The organism is Streptomyces sp. NPDC005820 (genome assembly GCF_040630255.1).
GTDB lineage: Bacteria > Actinomycetota > Actinomycetes > Streptomycetales > Streptomycetaceae > Streptomyces.
In genome coordinates this window covers 1-15,539 of record NZ_JBEXXE010000094.1, presented here as the reverse complement: position 1 = coordinate 15,539, position 15,539 = coordinate 1, and the positions used below count along the sequence as shown (strand labels likewise).

Annotated in this window: 17 protein-coding genes; 7 read left to right on the top strand and 10 right to left on the bottom strand. The window is 74.2% G+C overall.

Going from position 1 to position 15,539, the window contains the following annotated elements; all coding sequences use genetic code 11:
* Nucleotides 1–91: 91 nt before the first annotated feature.
* Genes ABZ464_RS51115 through ABZ464_RS51095 form a run of 5 tightly spaced genes read right to left on the bottom strand, consistent with a single transcriptional unit; the run spans nt 92 to nt 4,392 of the window.
* Entirely contained in the window at nt 92–412 is a 321-nt protein-coding gene (locus ABZ464_RS51115; protein WP_359289705.1) for a hypothetical protein, read from the bottom strand.
* Nucleotides 375–845 carry a hypothetical protein gene (locus tag ABZ464_RS51110; protein WP_359289703.1) on the bottom strand — a complete coding sequence of 157 codons (471 nt, stop codon included), beginning with the start codon at nt 843–845 and terminating at the stop codon, nt 375–377. Before ABZ464_RS51110 ends, ABZ464_RS51115 begins: the two co-directional genes overlap by 38 nt.
* Before the next feature lie 46 nt (nt 846–891).
* Nucleotides 892–1,596 carry an ABC transporter ATP-binding protein gene (locus ABZ464_RS51105; protein ID WP_359289701.1) on the bottom strand — a complete coding sequence of 235 codons (705 nt, stop codon included), beginning with the start codon at nt 1,594–1,596 and terminating at the stop codon, nt 892–894.
* Nucleotides 1,593–2,303, bottom strand: coding sequence for an ATP-binding cassette domain-containing protein (locus ABZ464_RS51100; RefSeq protein ID WP_359289699.1), 711 nt, complete (start codon nt 2,301–2,303; stop codon nt 1,593–1,595). The genes ABZ464_RS51105 and ABZ464_RS51100 overlap by 4 nt, the downstream gene beginning before the upstream one ends.
* The gene (locus ABZ464_RS51095) at nt 2,284–4,392 is read right to left on the bottom strand and encodes an ABC transporter permease (protein WP_359289697.1); all 2,109 of its coding nucleotides are present in this window, start codon (nt 4,390–4,392) and stop codon (nt 2,284–2,286) included. The genes ABZ464_RS51100 and ABZ464_RS51095 overlap by 20 nt, the downstream gene beginning before the upstream one ends.
* A 69-nt stretch (nt 4,393–4,461) precedes the next feature.
* On the opposite strand from ABZ464_RS51095, the gene ABZ464_RS51090 reads away from it, so the two are divergent.
* From ABZ464_RS51090 to ABZ464_RS51070, 5 genes are all read left to right on the top strand, one after another.
* Entirely contained in the window at nt 4,462–4,926 is a 465-nt protein-coding gene (locus tag ABZ464_RS51090; RefSeq protein WP_359289695.1) for a pyridoxamine 5'-phosphate oxidase family protein, read from the top strand.
* Nucleotides 4,927–4,989: 63 nt separating this feature from the next.
* Nucleotides 4,990–5,400: a nuclear transport factor 2 family protein gene (locus tag ABZ464_RS51085; protein ID WP_359289693.1), complete on the top strand. Its 411-nt coding sequence runs from the start codon at nt 4,990–4,992 to the stop codon at nt 5,398–5,400.
* A complete protein-coding gene (locus ABZ464_RS51080) occupies nt 5,397–6,530 on the top strand; it encodes an acyl-CoA dehydrogenase family protein (protein ID WP_359289691.1) in 1,134 nt (377 codons plus the stop codon). The genes ABZ464_RS51085 and ABZ464_RS51080 overlap by 4 nt, the downstream gene beginning before the upstream one ends.
* A gap of 2 nt (nt 6,531–6,532) precedes the next feature.
* A complete protein-coding gene (locus ABZ464_RS51075; RefSeq protein WP_359289689.1) occupies nt 6,533–7,303 on the top strand; it encodes an acyl-CoA dehydrogenase family protein in 771 nt (256 codons plus the stop codon).
* Between the two features lie 11 nt (nt 7,304–7,314).
* Nucleotides 7,315–8,115, top strand: a complete 801-nt coding sequence (locus ABZ464_RS51070) for an acyl-CoA thioesterase domain-containing protein (protein WP_359289686.1) — start codon at nt 7,315–7,317, stop codon at nt 8,113–8,115.
* A 57-nt stretch (nt 8,116–8,172) separates the two neighbouring features.
* On the opposite strand, the gene ABZ464_RS51065 is transcribed toward ABZ464_RS51070, so the two are convergent.
* Nucleotides 8,173–9,303: a thiolase family protein gene (locus ABZ464_RS51065; protein WP_359289684.1), complete on the bottom strand. Its 1,131-nt coding sequence runs from the start codon at nt 9,301–9,303 to the stop codon at nt 8,173–8,175.
* Nucleotides 9,296–10,726 carry an AMP-binding protein gene (locus tag ABZ464_RS51060; RefSeq protein ID WP_359289682.1) on the bottom strand — a complete coding sequence of 477 codons (1,431 nt, stop codon included), beginning with the start codon at nt 10,724–10,726 and terminating at the stop codon, nt 9,296–9,298. Before ABZ464_RS51060 ends, ABZ464_RS51065 begins: the two co-directional genes overlap by 8 nt.
* A 54-nt stretch (nt 10,727–10,780) precedes the next feature.
* On the opposite strand from ABZ464_RS51060, the gene ABZ464_RS51055 reads away from it, so the two are divergent.
* A complete protein-coding gene (locus ABZ464_RS51055; protein ID WP_359289707.1) occupies nt 10,781–11,548 on the top strand; it encodes an SDR family oxidoreductase in 768 nt (255 codons plus the stop codon).
* Between the two features lie 16 nt (nt 11,549–11,564).
* On the opposite strand, the gene ABZ464_RS51050 is transcribed toward ABZ464_RS51055, so the two are convergent.
* Genes ABZ464_RS51050 through ABZ464_RS51040 form a run of 3 tightly spaced genes read right to left on the bottom strand, consistent with a single transcriptional unit; the run spans nt 11,565 to nt 14,624 of the window.
* The gene (locus tag ABZ464_RS51050) at nt 11,565–12,611 is read right to left on the bottom strand and encodes a phosphotransferase family protein (RefSeq protein ID WP_359289680.1); all 1,047 of its coding nucleotides are present in this window, start codon (nt 12,609–12,611) and stop codon (nt 11,565–11,567) included.
* Nucleotides 12,608–13,966 (bottom strand): acyl-CoA dehydrogenase family protein, encoded by a 1,359-nt coding sequence (locus tag ABZ464_RS51045; RefSeq protein ID WP_359289678.1) that lies wholly within the window; start codon nt 13,964–13,966, stop codon nt 12,608–12,610. Before ABZ464_RS51045 ends, ABZ464_RS51050 begins: the two co-directional genes overlap by 4 nt.
* Nucleotides 13,967–13,979: 13 nt before the next feature.
* On the bottom strand, nt 13,980–14,624 hold the full coding sequence (locus ABZ464_RS51040) for a TetR/AcrR family transcriptional regulator (protein ID WP_359289676.1): 645 nt from the start codon (nt 14,622–14,624) through the stop codon (nt 13,980–13,982).
* A 56-nt stretch (nt 14,625–14,680) separates the two neighbouring features.
* Here ABZ464_RS51040 and ABZ464_RS51035 point away from each other — a divergent pair, with 56 nt between their 5' ends.
* Nucleotides 14,681–15,448 carry an SDR family oxidoreductase gene (locus ABZ464_RS51035; RefSeq protein WP_359289674.1) on the top strand — a complete coding sequence of 256 codons (768 nt, stop codon included), beginning with the start codon at nt 14,681–14,683 and terminating at the stop codon, nt 15,446–15,448.
* The last annotated feature ends 91 nt before the right edge of the window (nt 15,449–15,539 follow it).

Below are 15,539 nucleotides of genomic sequence, written 5' to 3'. Positions count from 1 at the left end.
TCCTCCGCCTTGCAGCTGCACGCACCAGCCCCCGCTCACCGGCACCGAACAGACCCGTCGATGTCCTGCGACCTGATCCAAACGACAGGCCCTAGTCCGAGGCGGGCAGCGCCTTGGGGGCCTTGATGGTGAGTGGCTGTCCTCCGTAGGTCAGGGATCCCGCACCGGAGGCGGTGCAGAGGAGTTCGACGGTGTCGGCGGCGTCGACGTACCGCTTGCCGATGAGGGTGCCGGGCGTCCCCGCGGTGGGCGGCGCGGCCGGAGCCTGCCCGGCGGGGACCATCGGGGTGCCGCCGCACTCGATGGGGCCGACCGCGTCCGCGGGGGCCCGGATGACGATCACCCGGGTGGTGCCGGTCGCCGAGGCGAGCTGGTCACCGGGGCGCGGGGCCGGTGCGGGGGAGGTCGCCATGGCTCGGTTCTCCTTCGGGTGCGGAGGGTGCGGGTACGAGGGGGGGTGCGGGGGTGGCCGCGGGGCCGGAGCCGGTCAGGCGCTCGCCCAGCCGGTCCAGGTCGTAGGACTGCCGGGCCAGCCAGAAGCGCAGGAAGCCGGTGAGGGAGTAGCGCAGGAAGAGCGCGCCGCCCACCACCGCGGCGGTGACCCCGCCGAGGCCGAGGGCGAGGGCGTCGCCCTGGCCGAGGCCGGAGTCGGTGGCGTGGGCGAGCGGGAAGGCGAGCCCGCCGAGGACCAGGCCGACGAGCATCAGCAGTCCGCCGAGGCGCAGCCAGAGGGCGGCCCGGGCGGCGGCCGGATCGGGGATCTTCAGGGCGGCGAGTTCCCGGACGAACCGCTCCGCCCGGTCGGCGGGCGGCCCCGGCACGGAGGTCACGGACGTGGTGGTCATCTGGTACTCCTCAACTGGTTCGGCGGGCACGGCGGGCGCAGCGGGCTCATGTGCCGCTCCCCAGGTAGTACGACGACAGCTCGGCGTGCAGGGAGCTGTCGGGGTGGCCCTGCCACTGGACGCGGCCGCGGACGAGGACGGCGGCGTGGTCGGCGATCTTCAGTACGGCGGTGGCGAACTGTTCGACGACGAGGACCGCGACGCCCTGCCGGGCGATCTCGGCGACGAGTGCGTACAGCTCGGCGACGACCAACGGGGCGAGGCCCATGGAGAGTTCGTCGAGGAGCAGGACGGCGGGGTCGGTGGCCAGGCCCCGGGCGAGGGCGAGCATCTGCTGCTCGCCGCCGGAGAGGGTGCCCGCGTGCTGGGCGCGGCGCCGGCCGAGGACGGGGAAGCGGGCGTACGCGGTCTCCTCGATCTCCTCCAGGGGGCGGCCGGTGAAGGTCATCATCAGGAGGTTGTCGCGGACCGAGAGGTTGGGGAAGACGCCCCGGCCCTCGGGGATCAGACAGACGCCGGCGCGGGCGAGGTCGCCGGGGCGGATGCCGGTGGCGTCCCGGCCGCCGAGCAGCAGCCGCCCGCCGCTCGCCGGGTGGAGCCCGGAGGCGACCTTCAACACGGTGGTCTTCCCCGCCCCGTTGGGGCCGAGGAGGGCGACCACCTGTCCGGCGGCGACGGAGAGGTCCACGCCGTGCAGCACGGAGATGCCGTTGTACGCGGCGCGGACGCCGGACAGTTCCAGCAGGCTCATGCTTCCCCCAGGTAGGCCGCCAGCACCGTCTCGTCGCGCTGGATCAGGGCGGGCGGGCCGCAGGCCACGACCCCGCCGAGGTCGAGGACGTACACCTCGTCGCAGACGCTCATCACCAGGCTCATGTCGTGCTCGACGAGGAGGACGGCGGTGCCGTCGGCGGCGAGGGAGCGCAGCAGTACGGCGAACCGTTCGGTCTCCTCGGCGTCCTGGCCGGCGGCGGGCTCGTCGAGGAGCAGGACGCGCGGCCGAAGGACGAGGGCGCGGCCGACCTCGACGAGCCGGGCGATGCCGGTGGGCAGGGCGTCGGCCGGGTCGTCGGCGAGGGCGGTGAGCCCGAGCCGGTCGAGGACCGCGTCGGCGGTCCGGGCGGCGTGGCGGCGCTCGGGGCCGAGTTCGGCGGCGACGAGGAGGTTGTCGCGGACGGAGAGCCGGCCGAAGAGTTCCAGATGCTGGAAGGTGCGGGACATGCCGCGCCGGGCGCGCCGGGCGGGTCCTTCGCGGGTGATGTCCCGGCCGTCCAGCCGGACCCGGCCGGCGCGGGGGCGGCGCAGCCCGGAGAGGACGTCGAACAGGGTGCTCTTTCCCGCCCCGTTGGGCCCGATGAGCCCGGTGACCCGGCCGGCCTCGGCGGTCAGGGACACGGAGTCGAGGGCCCGGCGTCCGCCGAAGGCGACGGTCACCTCCTCAGCCTGCAGCAGTGGCACGGCTCAGCACCTCCCCGTCCTCGGGCCGCCAGGGACGGCGTACTCCCCACCACTCCGGCGGTGTGCCGGCGGGCCCCTGCCGACGGGCGGCGGCCCGGGTCCGCAGGGCGGTGGCCGCCGCGAGGGCGACGGCGAGCAGCAGCCACCCGTTCACCGCGTCCAGCGCCGCGAGCAGCCAGCAGGCGGCGAGCACCGCGGCCGTCGCCCCGAGCAGCAGCCGGTCCCGGGCGAGCGGCGCCCACTCGGTGCGCAGCCGGGTGATGACCCCGCCGGGGCTGTGGGCGAGCCCCATGCCGGCGAGGGCGATGAGCAGGGCCGACAAGTCCTGGGCCCAGGTGCCGAGTTCGCCGAGGAGCTGGGTCGGTACGACGAACGCGAGCCCGGCGAACAGGCCCGCGCCGACGGAGCCCAGTCCGGCGATGACCGCGATCAGGAAGATCGGCAGCCCGGCGACGAGGTTGAACTGGTCGGCGGTGACGGTCTGCAGCTGCATGCCGTACAGGGCACCGCCCAGCCCCGCGATCCCGGCGGACAGGGCGAAGACGGCGACCTTCGCGCCGAGGAGCCGGCCGCCGAGGGTGGCGTAGGCGGCCTCGCTGTCGCGCAGGGCGATCAGCCGCCGTCCGAACCGGCCCCGGCGCAGCGCGGCCACCCCGAGGGAGGCGAGCGCGAGACAGACCGCGGCCAGCACGAGCAGTTCGGCGGGGCTGGTCAGGCGCAGTCCGAACAGGTCGGGTCCGGTGACGTTGACCGAGCCCTGGTCGAACAGGGCGATGCGCACGCCGAGGACGTCGAAGGCGGGCAGGGTGAAGATCCAGCGGTCGAGGATCACGGCGAACGCGGTGGTGCCGAGGGCGAGGTAGATCCCGGACAGCCGCAGCGCCGGTACGGCGACGAGCGCGCCGACGGCCGCGGCGACCAGTACGGCGGCCGGCAGCGCCCACGGCTCCCCGTGCGCCCCGAGGTGCCCCCAGACCACGGCGCCGATCCCGGCGATGGAGAGCTGGCACAGGGAGACCTGCCCGGCGAACCCGGCGAGCGGGACGTACGACAGGGCGACCACGCCGAGGGCGAAGATCGTGCCGTACGGGACGAGGGAGTCCTCGGACAGGACGGTCACCAGGACCAGGGCGAGGCCGAGGATCGCGGCCGCCAGGAGCAGGGCGCCGCGCCGGCCGGGCAGCGGGACGGGGACCAGGCGCCGGTCGCGGCCGCGCAGCCGGCGGTGCGGGAAGGCGAGCAGGGCGAGGAGGAGGAGCAGGGCGGGGGCGGCCAGCCGCAGGCCGGGGAGGTAGTCGTTCTGCGGGAGGTAGCCGGCGAGGTAGGCCTCCAGGAGGCCGACGACGACCGCGCCGAGGAAGGTGAGCGGCAGGCTGCGCAGCCGGCCGAAGACGGCGGCGGTGTAGGCGCTGACGATGAGCAGGGAGAGCTGCTGGGCGTCGAGCGCGACGGTCGGCGCGATGAGGATGCCGCCGACGGCGGCGAGCTGGATGCCGAGGACCCAGGCGAGCCGTCCGGCCCGCAGCGGGTCGGCGCCGGTGAGCCGGGCGAGCGCCCGGTCGTCGACGCAGGCGCGCATCTCGGTGCCGGCCCGGGTGCGGTGCAGCAGGAACCACAGGCCGGCGGCGACCGCGAGGGCGACGGCCGTGGTGACGGCCTGGTGCCAGGTGACGGCGGCCGGGCCGAGCCGCAGGGCGGGCCGGTCGGCGAAGAAGGGGGTGAGGGGGCGGGCGGTGTTGGGGTCCCAGACCCAGCGGGCCAGCGCGATGCACCCGGTGAGCAGGGCGACGGTCATGACCAGGCGTTCCGCCTCGCCGAGCGTCTGCACCGGGCGCATCAGCACCCGCTCGACGAGGAGGCCGAAGGCGGGCGCGAGGACGAGGAGGACGGCGGCGAGCGCGAGCGGCACCGGCCAGCCCCAGCCGACGGCCAGCTGCCAGTAGGCGAAGGCCGCGAGCATCCCGGCCGCGCCGTGGGCGAAGTTGAAGACACCGGCCGTGGTGTGGGTGAGCACCAGACCGCTGCCGATCACGGCGTAGATCGCGGCGGTACTCAGGCCGACCACCGTGAAGGCCAGGAACTGATCCATGACTGGAAACTAGCTTCTCACTATTGGAGAATCAACCATTCGGACAGAGGTCGGGCAAAGGGAGGATCCATGGCCGGGACACAGAAGCGCGGCGCCACGATCGCGATGGACGCCGGGGAGGTGGACGCGTTCCTGCGGGCCCAGCCGGTCTGCCGGGTCGCCGTGACGGCCTCCGACGGCCATCCGCACCTCAGCCCGCTGTGGTTCGTCTGGGACGGGACGGCGCTGTGGCTCAACTCGCTGGTGCGCAGCCGTCGCTGGACCGACGTGGTGAAACACGGGCGGATCGCGGTCGTGGTGGACGAGGGCGGCTTCGACTTCCTGGCGCTGCGCGGGGTGGAGCTTCGGGGGGCCGCGGAGGTGGTCGGAGAGGTACCGCGCACGGGTGAGCCGTACGCCGGACTCGTGGAGCCGGAGCGGCTGTTCGGGGAGAAGTACGCGGGCGGGAGGTTCCGGTACGACGGGCGGCACGGGTGGCTGCGCATGGTGCCGGACGAGGTGGTCAGCTGGGACTTCGGGAAACTGCGGCGTTGACGGGCGACACCGGACATGGAAGCGTGATACTCGTTTTGGAGAATCATATTCTCGGGAGGTCTCTTGAGCGACACCGACGACCTGGTGGAGATCGAGCAGCTCCTCGGCCGCTACGCGGTGGCGATGACCCGCGGCGACGTGGACCGGGTGCTCGCCGTCTTCACCCCGGACGGCACCTACAGCGCGTTCGGCGACACCTATCCGCTCGACGAGTTCCCGGCGCTGGTCGCCGCCGCCCCCAAGGGCCTGTTCCTCGTCGGGACCCCGGTGATCGAGCTGGACGGCGACACGGCGACCGGCACCCAGCCGCTGTGCTTCGTCGAGCACGCCCGGCACGAGATGCGGATCGGCTACTACAACGACACCTACGCCCGCACCCCGGACGGCTGGCGGCTGCGCACCCGGGCGATGACCTTCATCCGGCGCAGCGGCGACCACGACTCCGGGCGGCCGCACGCCTTCACCCGGTCATGAGGATCTCTCCCTTCACCGACCCGTGCGCCGGCCTCGGCGCCTTCCGCCGCGAGCTGCGCGACTGGCTCGACGACCACGATCTGTCCCCGGCCGGCGACGACGGCGGACTGGACGGACAGGTCGAGCAACTCGCCCGCGTCCGGGCGGCGTTGTGGGCGGCGGGCTGGATGCGCTACGGCTGGCCGGCCGAGGTCGGCGGGCTCGGCGGGCCGAGCGCCCTGCGCGCGGTGCTCGGCGAGGAGGTCGCCGCCCGGGGCCTCGCCGAGCCCGGGATCTGGTCGATGGTGGAGGTGCTGGTCCCGACCCTGATCGACTACGCGCCGCCCGCGCTGGCCGCCGAGCTGGTGCCCCGGCTGCTGGACGGGCGGGAGCAGTGGTGCCAGGGCTTCTCCGAGCCGGGCTCGGGCAGCGATCTGGCGTCCCTGTCGACGCGGGCGGTCCCGTCGCCCGAGGGGGACGGCTGGGTGGTGTCCGGGCAGAAGGTGTGGACGAGCCTCGCCCAGTACGCGGCCCGCTGTGTCCTGCTGGCCCGCACCGGCGGCCCCGGACACGCCGGGATCAGCGCGTTCTTCGTCGACATGGACTCCCCCGGGATCTCGGTCCGCCCGCTGCGCACGATGCACGGCGTGGACGAGTTCGCCGAGGTGTTCCTCGACGACGTCCACGTCCCCGCGTCCCGGCTGCTCGGCGCCCCCGGCGACGGCTGGCGGCTCGCGATGGACCTGCTGCCGCACGAGCGCTCCACCTGCTTCTGGCACCGGATCGCCCACCTCTACAGCCGTCTCGACCGGCTGCTCGCGGACGGCTGCGAGGCCGACCCGGACGCGCTCGGCGCGGTCTGGCTCGACCTGCACATCACCCGCTGCCGCTCGGCCGGCACCCAGGCCCGACTGGCCGGGGGCGGACGGCTGGGCCCGGAGACCTCCGTGGACAAGATCCTGCTGGCCGGAGCCGAGCAACGGCTGTTCGACACCGCCCGGGACCTGCTCCCCGGCGCCGTGGAGCTCTCCCCGCAGGCCGGCTGGCGCACCGGGTACCTCTACTCACGGGCCGCGACGATCTACGGCGGCACGGCGGAGATCCAGCGCAACATCGTCGCCCGTCGTCTGCTGGACCTCGGAAAGGAGTGACCGTGGACCCGGCCGAGCGCGCCCTGCTGGGCGACACCCTGCGCAAGACGCTCACCTCGGGCGCCGACCTCACCGACCTGGGCTGGCCCGACATGCTGACCGAGGAGCCGGAGACGGTCGTCCCGCTGCTCTTCCGGCTGCTCGGCGAGACGGGCCGGCACGCCCCGGTCCTCAACGACGTCCTGCTGCACGCCGCGGGCCTCCCCCTCACCGGCACCCCGGCCCTCCCCTTCACCGGCGGCGCCCGGCTGGTCTGGCTCAGGGACGGATCGTCGTACGACTGCCCGCTCGACCCCGAACTGCCCCTGCGCCCCGCCGAGCCCGGCGCACCGCTCCTCCCCCTCGCCGCCGGGCGCCGGGCGCTCGGCTGGTGGCTGCTCGGCACCGGTCACGCGATGCTCGCCCTGGCCCGCCGGCATGTGCTCGACCGTGAGCAGTTCGGGCGCCCGCTCGCCTCCTTCCAGGCGCTGCGGCACCGGCTGGCGGAGACGTACGTGGCCCTGGAGGGCGCGGAGGCCGCGCTCACGGCGGCGGACGGCGACACCGGCTCACTGCTGGCCAAGGCCGCCGCCGGACGGGCCGCGCTGACCGCCGCCCGGCACTGCCAACAGGCCCTGGGCGGCATCGGTTTCACCGCCGAGCACGAGCTGCACCGCCATGTCGGACGGGCACTCGTCCTCGACGGCCTCCTGGGCTCCACCCGCGAACTCACCCGTGAGGCAGGCGCGTTGCTGCTGCGCGAGGGCCGCACGCCCCGTCTGGTCGACCTCTGAGGAGCCCCCGGATGACCACCGTCGATCTCTGGCCCGACCTGCTCGACTGCCTCGACCTCACCCCGCGTGAGCCGGGCGTCTACGAGGGCCGCTCCCAACAGCTGGAGTACCGGCGTCTGTTCGGCGGGCAACTGCTCGCCCAGTTCGCCCGCGCCGCCACCCTGGCCGCCCCCGGCAAGGGCCTGAAGTCGCTGCACACCCAGTTCCTGCGGGAGGGCCGGACCGGCGAGCCGGTGCGGTACACGGCCGAAGTCCCGCAGGACGGCCGGACGTTCGCCGCCGCACGCCTCACCGCCCGCCAGGAGCACGGGATCGTCGCCGTGGCGAACGCGAGCCTGCATGTGTGGGAGGACGGGCCGGACCGGCAGACCGTCGACCCCGTGCCCGCGCTCCCCGGAGCGGAGCGGGCCGCCGAACTCCCCCTGCTGCCCTGGGAGTCACGGGCCGCGACCGACCTCGACACCGAGAAGTCCGAGCCGCCGGTCTTCGAGCTGTGGACCCGGGTGCCGAGGGTGCGGTGGCCGCTCGCGCCGGCCCTCCTCGCGTACGCCACCGACCTCACCCCGATCGGCACCGCGCTGCGACCGGTGACCGGGGTGACGCAGACCGACTCGGGGCGGGCGTTCGTCTCGGCGGTCACCTCGCACACCGTGTGGTTCCACCGCCCGGCCGAGGTCGGCGACTGGCTGCTGCTGCGCCAGCACAGCCCCGTCGCCGCACACGGCCGGTGCTTCGGACGCGGGGATGTGCTGACCGGCGAGGGGACACTGGTCGCGTCGTACGCCCAGGAGGCGCTGCTGCGGTTCCTGTGAGCCGCCCACAGCCCGGAGCCCCTGAAAGGCCGGGTGCCTTTCAGGGGCTCCGGACGCTCAGGGCCCGGCCACCTCCACCACCACCGCCGACCCCATCCCCCCGCCCGCGCACATCGACGCCACCCCCACTCCCCCGCCCCGGCGGCGGAGTTCATGGACGAGGGTGACCAGCATGCGGGCGCCGGAGGCGGCGACCGGGTGGCCGAGGGAGCAGCCGCTGCCGTTGACGTTGACCGTGTCGGCGTCCAGGCCGAGGCGGTGGATCGCGGCCACGGGGACGGAGGCGAAGGCCTCGTTGATCTCGAAGAGGTCGACGTCGGCGACGGACATGCCGGCCCGGCCGAGGGCCTTGGGGATGGCCTGGACGGGGGTCAGTCCCGTCTCCGCCGGGTCGGCGGCGACCGAGGCCCAGGCGCGGACCGTGGCGAGCGCGGGCAGCCCCGAGCGGCCGTCGGCCACCGCGAGGAGGGCCGCCGCGTCGTTGGCCCCGGAGGCGTTCCCGGCCGTGATGGAGAAGCCCTCTATCTCCGGGTGGAGCGGCTTCAGCCCGGCCAGCCTCTCGGCGCTGGTGTCGCGGCGCGGGTGTTCGTCGGCCGTGAAGACGCCGTGCGGGGTGTCGAGCGGCACCGTCTCGTCCTTGAGGCGGCCCTCGTCCAGGGCGCGGACGGCGTTGCGGTGGGAGCGCAGTGCCCAGTCGTCCATCTCGGCACGGCTGATGCCGGCCCGGACGGCCGTGTTCCAGCCGACGGTGATCGACATGTCGAGGTTGGGGGCGTCGGGCCGGTCGGGGTGGGAGGGCGGCACCCAGCGCTCGGCGCCGCGGAAGGTCAGCCGGGGCGCGGTGGACAGGGACTGCACCCCGCCCGCGAGGACCAGCCGGTCCATGCCGGCCCGGATCGAGGCGGCGGCGGTCTGGACGGCGGCCAGGCCGCCCGCGCAGTGCCGGTTCAGGGCCAGCCCCGGTACCCGCGGCAGGCCGGCGGTGAGGGCGGCGTGGCGGGCGACGACTCCCCCGCCGTAGTGCGACTCGGCGAGGACGACGTCGTCCACCCGGTCCGGGTCGAGGCCCTCCGCCACCGCGCCGACCACCCGCTCGGCCAGCTCGTGGGCGGTCGTGTCGCGCAGGGTCCCCTTGAACGCGGTGCCGATCGGGGTGCGCAGGGCGGCGACGATCACGGCTTCAGGCATCGGCGGCCTCCTCCAGTTCGGCGACGAGGGTGCGGCGCAGCAGCTTGCCGGTGGCGGTGCGGGGCAGTTCGGGGCGGAAGACCACGGTGTCCGGGGTCTTGGCCGAGCGCAGCCGCGCCCTGGCGTAGGCCCGGATCTCCTCCGGGTCGCCCGCTCCGACGAGGACGGCGACCAGCCGCTGCCCCCACTCCGGGTCCGGCACCCCGAGCACGGCGGCCTCCCGCACTCCGGGGTGTTCGAGGAGGACGTCCTCGATCTCGGCCGGGGCGATGTTCTCGCCGCCCCGGATGATGGTGTCGTCGGCGCGGCCCTCGATGTAGAGGTAGCCGTCGGCGTCGAGGCGTCCCCGGTCGCGGGTGGCGAACCAGCCGTCCGTGACGGTGCCTTCGGCGCCCGCGTACTCGCCGGAGATCTGTTCCCCGCGGACGAAGACGAGCCCGGTGGCGCCCTCGCCGAGGGCCTTGCCGTCCTCGTCGCGGATCTCGACCTCGATGCCGGGCAGCGGCCGGCCGACCGAGCCGAGCCGCTCGCGCACCGCCGGTTCGTCGGAGGCGACGGCCCGCCAGTGGTCGTCGGGGCCCAGCACGCACACCGAGGAGGCGGTCTCGGTCAGTCCGTAGGCGTTGACGAAGCCGGTGTCCGGGAACTGCCGCAGCGCCCGCTCCACCACCGGCCGGGGCGCGCGGGCGCCGCCGTAGGCGAGGCTGCGCAGGCTCGGCGCCGCGGCGGGCGCGTCCCCCAGTTCGGCGGTGATCCGGGCGAGCATGGTCGGCACGAGCATGGCGTGCGTGACCCGCTCGCGGCGTACGGTCGCCAGCCAGCCGGCCGGGTCGAAGGACGCCTGGTAGACGATGCGGCGGCCCGCGTAGAGGTTGGTGAGCAGGTTCATCAGGCCGGCGACGTGGTACGGCGGGAGCGCGACGAGGGTCGCGTCGGCCGGGTCGGCGGAGCCGAAGTCCTGCGTGTTGAAGACGTAGGAGAGCAGGTGGCGGTGGCGCAGCAGGGCCGCTTTGGGCGCGGCCGTCGTCCCGCTGGTGTAGAGGACCACGGCGGTGGCGTCGCGGTCGTCGGGGGCGGGTCGCGGGGCGGGGTCGCCGGGCGGGTCGAGGAGGCTGTCCAGGTCCTCCGGGCGCAGCAGTTCGGCGCCCGGGTGGCGGGCGGTGAGCTCGTCCAGCTGCTCCGGTGCGAGGCGGTAGTTGAGGGGTACGAAGGGGACTCCGGCCAGGGCCGCGCCGAACAGGGCTACGGGGTAGGCGAGGTGGTTCGTCCCCAGGTACAGGACCGCGGAGCGGTCACGGAAGCGGTCGGCCGCGTGGTGCGCGAGGCGCTGGAGTCCGGCGGCGGAGAGCGAACGGCCGCCCTCGGTGACGGCCGGCCGGTCCCCCGCGGATGCGGCCATTTCCAGGATCACGGCTATGTTCATGAGAACGCCATTCTCATACACTCAGAGGCCGACTTGCAAGAGAGGGGAATGACGGTGCTGATCGAAGGTTCCTCGGCCCTGGTGGTCGGCGGCGCGGGCGGTCTCGGCGAGGCGACGGTACGGCGTCTGCGCACGGCCGGGGCCCGGGTCGTGGTGGCCGATCTGGCGGACGACAAGGGCAAGGCGCTCCAGGACGAGCTGGGCGTGCGGTATGTGCGCACCGACGCCACCGACGAGGACTCGGTCGCCGCGGCGGTCCGGGAGGCGGAGGACGCGGGAGAGTTCCGGATCGCGGTGGACTGTCACGGCGGTCCGGCGAGCGGCGGCCGGCTCGTCGGCAAGGACGGCTCGCCGCTCGCGCTGGAGGGCTTCCGCACGACGGTCGACGTCTATCTGACCGGTGTGTTCAACGTCCTGCGACTGGCCGCCGCGGCCATCGCCCGCACGGCGCCGGCCGGCGAGGACGGCGGGCGGGGCGTCGTCGTCACCACCTCGTCCATCGCGGCGTACGAGGGACAGATCGGCCAGCTCCCGTACGCGGCGGCCAAGGGCGGGGTGTCCGCGATGACCCTGGTCGCCGCCCGGGATCTGTCCCCGCTCGGCGTCCGGGTGGTCTCGGTGGCACCCGGCACGATCCTCACGCCCGCCTACGGCAGGGCGGGCGAGCAGCTGGAGGCGTACTGGGGGCCGCAGGTGCCCCATCCCCGGCGGATGGGGCGCCCCGAGGAGTACGCGGCCCTGGTCCAGCACCTGTGCGAGAACGACTATCTCAACGGTGAAGTGGTGCGTCTGGACGGCGCGTTGAGGTTCCCGCCCAAGTAGGGCCGCCCCGGCGGGCTCAGTCGGCGTCCATCTCCTGCCGGGCCTTCGCCCACAGCCAGCCCGCGTAGCCGTGCAGCCCCTCGCCGAGTCGGCGGTTCATCCTTCCGGCGAGGGCGCGGGCGTAGCTGCCCTCCAGGAGGGCGGCCAGGCGGAAGCAGGCGAGAACCTGGTACCAGCGGAAGCCGGAGACGTCCCGGCCGGTCGACTCGCCGTAGCGCGCGACGAGTTCGGCGCGGCCGGGCACGCCGTCCCAGGGCTGGAACTGCGGGTCGCTGCCGGGCGGGTCGCCCTTCTCGCGCCAGGCGGTGAGGATCCAGGCGAGGTCGAGGAGGGGGTCGCCGAGGGAGGCCATCTCCCAGTCGACGATGGCGGCGAGGCGCGGGGCGTCATGGGCGAACATGACGTTGGCGAACTGCAGATCGCCGTGGACGATCCCGGTGGCGGTCTCCTTCGGGGTGTGCGCGGCGAGCCAGTCGGCGACCCGGTCCACCTCGGGGGACTCGCCCTCGCGGTAGCCGGGGGTGTCGCGGTAACCGTGCAGCATCTTCAGGTACTTGGGCGTCTGGCGGGTCGACCAGCCCTCGGGACGGCCCAGATCGGCCAGTCCGTGCCCGGCGGGATCGACGGCGGCGAGGGTCGCGGCGCCGTCGACGAGGGAGAGGGCGAGCGACCGGCGCCAGTCGGCGTCCTGCGCGTACCGCCCGGGCAGCGTGCCGCGCGGCGCGAAACCGTCGATCTTCTCCAGGACGGAGAAGGGCCCGCCGAGCACGTCGTCGTCGAGCACGCTCGCCCGCAGCCGGGGGTGCGGTACGTCGGTGCCGGCGAGGGCGGCGAGGACGCGGCTCTCGCGGCGGAACGCGTCGGAGGCGCCGGAGCGCAGATGGCGGCCGGGGCGGCGCAGCACGAGTTCGGTGCCGTCGGCGCGGCGGAGGGTGAACAGGAGGTTCTGGGCGCCGCCGGTGAGGGGTTCGAGGGCGGCCACGGGTCCGTCGCCGGGGAGGTCGTCCAGGCCGGTCCAGGCGTTGAGCCGGTCGAGGTCGGCCTTGAGTTCGTCGTCGGTCACCAGGTCACCGCCGTCTCGGGAAGGCGGTCCGCGTACTGTGCGCGGGCCGCGGCCAGCCGGGTGGGCAGATGGGCCGAGCCGAAGATCCGGTCGTCGGCCGGTTCGGCGCCCTTGAGCAACAGCCGGGCCACGACGTCCTGGTGGGCCTCGGTGGGGCCGTCGGCGACGCCGAGGGTGGGGCCGGAGTGCCACATCTTGGTCAGCGGCAGCTCGTTGGAGACGCCGAGGGCACCGTGCAGGTGCAGGGCGCGGTAGGCGACCTCGACCAGGACCTTGGGCGTGGCGACCTTCACGCCGGAGACATGGAGGCGGGCGCGGCGGGCGTCGGCGCGGTCGCCGGTGCGGGCCGCCCGGTCCATGAGCCAGGCGGCGTGCAGGACCTGGAGCCGAAACTGCTCGATCTGGATCCAGGTGTCGGCGAGTTGATGGCGGACCGCCTGCTGGTCGGCGAGGGCGCCCCCGCGGGTGCGGCGGGAGGCGATGCGCTCGGTCATCATCTCCAGCGCCTTCCTGCACTGCCCGACGGAACGCATCGCGTGGTGCAGCCGGCCGCCGCCGAGGCGGGTCTGGGCGATGAGGAAGCCGGAGCCGGGTTCGCCGAGGAGGTTCTCGGCGGGGACACGGCAGCCGGTGAAGCGCAGATAGCCGTGCACACCCTCGCCGAGCGGCTCGCCGCCCATGCCCGTGCCGCGCACCATCTCCATGCCCGGCGTTCCGGCCGGGATCAGGATCATGGAGGCGCCCTGGTGGACGGGCACGTCCGGGTCGGTGATCACCATGGCGACGACGAAGGCCGCGAGCGGGTAGTTGGAGGCGAACCACTTCTCGCCGTCGATCACCCACTCGTCGCCCTCGCGGACGGCCGTGCAGGTGAAGCCTGCGGGGTCGGCGCCGCCGGTCGGCTCGGTCATCGCGAAGGTGGAGACGATCCGTCCGTCGAGGAGCGGTTCGAGGTACTCCTTGCGCTGCTCCTCGGTGGCGTAGTGGGCGAGGATCTCCGCGTTGCCGGAGTCCGGGGCCTGGGTGCCGAAGCACATGGGCGCCCAGCTCGACCGGCCGAGGATCTCGTTGAGCAGGCCGAGGTTCACCTGCCCCATGCCCTCCCCCATAGCCTTAAAGGCATGGGCGGTGCCCCCATCGCCAAGCGCGGGCGACAGATGGGCGGCCCACAGCCCCTGCTCACGCACCCTGCGCTGCAGGGGCCGTACGACCTCCCGGAAGACCTCGCTGCCCCGGTCGTAGGGCTCGGCGTTGCCCGGGAACAGCACGTCCAGCGGCTCTATCTCCTCGCGGACGAGTCGCGCGGCCCAGTCGAGTTTCTCCTGGAACGCGTCGTCGGTACTGAAGTCCCACATGACGCACCCTCCATCAGAATCCTGTTCTGAAATTAGCAGAATGACATTCTCGCAATCCAGTGCCGGGCGCCCGCACCCCCGCCAGCAGAAAGCCGACCAGGTGCTCCACCTCGGCGGCGCCCGGCACCTCCTCGCCGAACAGCCAGTACTGGAGCGAGGCGACGACGGCGCCGGCGGCGGTGCGGGCCGCGCGCAGGGGATCGGCGGCGCCCAGTTCGGCGGCCGGCTGCGCGAGCAGGGCGGCGAGCGCGTCCACGAGGGCGACCGCGATGTGCCCCGCGTGCGGTGCGCCACCGGTGGCGTTGGCCAGCACCGCCCGTGTCTGCCGGGCCAGTTCGGCGTCCGAGGCCTGCCGGACGACGGCAGCGAGACCGGCCCGCAGCTGAGCCTCGGGACCCTCGTCCGCGGCCCGCGCGATGCGGTGGCGGACGTAGGCCACGACCGTGCGCGCACCGCGCTCGACGATGGCCTCGACCAGGGCGTCCTTGCTGTCGAAGCAGCGATAGAACGCGTCGTTCGACGACCCTGCGGCGGCCACGATGTCGGCGACCCTCGGCCGCCGTCCGTCGCCGGCCACCATCAACGCGAGGCCGGCGTCCAGCAGACTCCCGGCCTCCGCGCTCCCTCGTCGACGCTCCCTCAGAATGCTATTCTGCATGAGAGAGAACGATACTCTCACTTGGGAGAATGCTCCAGGGGCGGAAGGCGGGCGGGATGGGATACGCGGACGAGCTGTTCGACCTCACCGGCCGGGTCGTGCTGGTCACCGGCGGCAGCCGGGGGCTGGGACGGGCCATGGCGTTCGGCGCGGCCCGGTGCGGCGCGGACGTCGTGGTGGCCAGCCGCAAGTACGAGGTCTGCGCGGCCGTGAGCGAGGAGATCGAGCGGGAGACCGGACGCCCGGCCCTGCCGTACGGCGTCCACGTGGGCCGCTGGGACGAGCTGCCGGGCCTGGTCGACGCGGTGTACGACCGCTTCGGCCGGCTGGACGCGCTGGTCAACAACGCGGGGATGTCCCCGGTCTACGACGACCTCACCACCGTGACGGAGCGGATGTTCGACGCGGTGCTGGACCTCAACCTCAAGGGCCCGTTCCGGCTGTCGGTCCTCGCGGGCACCCGGATGGCGCGGGCCGGGGGCGGCGCGATCGTCAACGTCAGCTCCACGGGCTCCCTGCGGCCCCGCCCGGCGATCGTGCCCTACGCGGCGGCGAAGGCCGGCCTCAACGCGCTGAGTGAGGGCCTCGCCCACGCCCTCGGCCCGACCGTGCGGGTCAACACCCTGATGTGCGGCCCGTTCGCGACCTGGGCGACCCGGGGCTGGCAGGAGGACCCGGACCAGCTCGCCGCAGGGGTCCGCCCGCACGCGCTGCAGCGCATCGGCGCCCCGGACGAGATCGTCGGCGCGGCGCTCTATCTGCTGTCGGACGCGTCGTCGTACACGAGCGGGGCGACCCTGCGGGTGGACGGCGGGATGCCCTAGAAGACTCATGAAGATCTTGGGTTCTGGCCCCGCCGCGTGAGCGGCGGGGCCAGACTCGTTTTCGTGGCGATGGGCGAGTGGGCCGGGGAGA

What these genes read in the sequence shown, in the direction of transcription:
- ABZ464_RS51090 (WP_359289695.1), top strand. Translation starts at nt 4,462, where the DNA reads ATGGCCGGGACACAGAAGCGCGGCGCCACGATCGCGATGGACGCCGGG.
- ABZ464_RS51040 (WP_359289676.1), bottom strand. Translation starts at nt 14,624, where the DNA reads ATGCAGAATAGCATTCTGAGGGAGCGTCGACGAGGGAGCGCGGAGGCC.
- ABZ464_RS51080 (WP_359289691.1), top strand. Translation starts at nt 5,397, where the DNA reads ATGAGGATCTCTCCCTTCACCGACCCGTGCGCCGGCCTCGGCGCCTTC.
- ABZ464_RS51035 (WP_359289674.1), top strand. Translation starts at nt 14,681, where the DNA reads ATGGGATACGCGGACGAGCTGTTCGACCTCACCGGCCGGGTCGTGCTG.
- ABZ464_RS51065 (WP_359289684.1), bottom strand. Translation starts at nt 9,303, where the DNA reads ATGCCTGAAGCCGTGATCGTCGCCGCCCTGCGCACCCCGATCGGCACC.
- ABZ464_RS51110 (WP_359289703.1), bottom strand. Translation starts at nt 845, where the DNA reads ATGACCACCACGTCCGTGACCTCCGTGCCGGGGCCGCCCGCCGACCGG.
- ABZ464_RS51105 (WP_359289701.1), bottom strand. Translation starts at nt 1,596, where the DNA reads ATGAGCCTGCTGGAACTGTCCGGCGTCCGCGCCGCGTACAACGGCATC.
- ABZ464_RS51115 (WP_359289705.1), bottom strand. Translation starts at nt 412, where the DNA reads ATGGCGACCTCCCCCGCACCGGCCCCGCGCCCCGGTGACCAGCTCGCC.
- ABZ464_RS51095 (WP_359289697.1), bottom strand. Translation starts at nt 4,392, where the DNA reads ATGGATCAGTTCCTGGCCTTCACGGTGGTCGGCCTGAGTACCGCCGCG.
- ABZ464_RS51070 (WP_359289686.1), top strand. Translation starts at nt 7,315, where the DNA reads ATGACCACCGTCGATCTCTGGCCCGACCTGCTCGACTGCCTCGACCTC.
- ABZ464_RS51060 (WP_359289682.1), bottom strand. Translation starts at nt 10,726, where the DNA reads ATGAACATAGCCGTGATCCTGGAAATGGCCGCATCCGCGGGGGACCGG.
- ABZ464_RS51045 (WP_359289678.1), bottom strand. Translation starts at nt 13,966, where the DNA reads ATGTGGGACTTCAGTACCGACGACGCGTTCCAGGAGAAACTCGACTGG.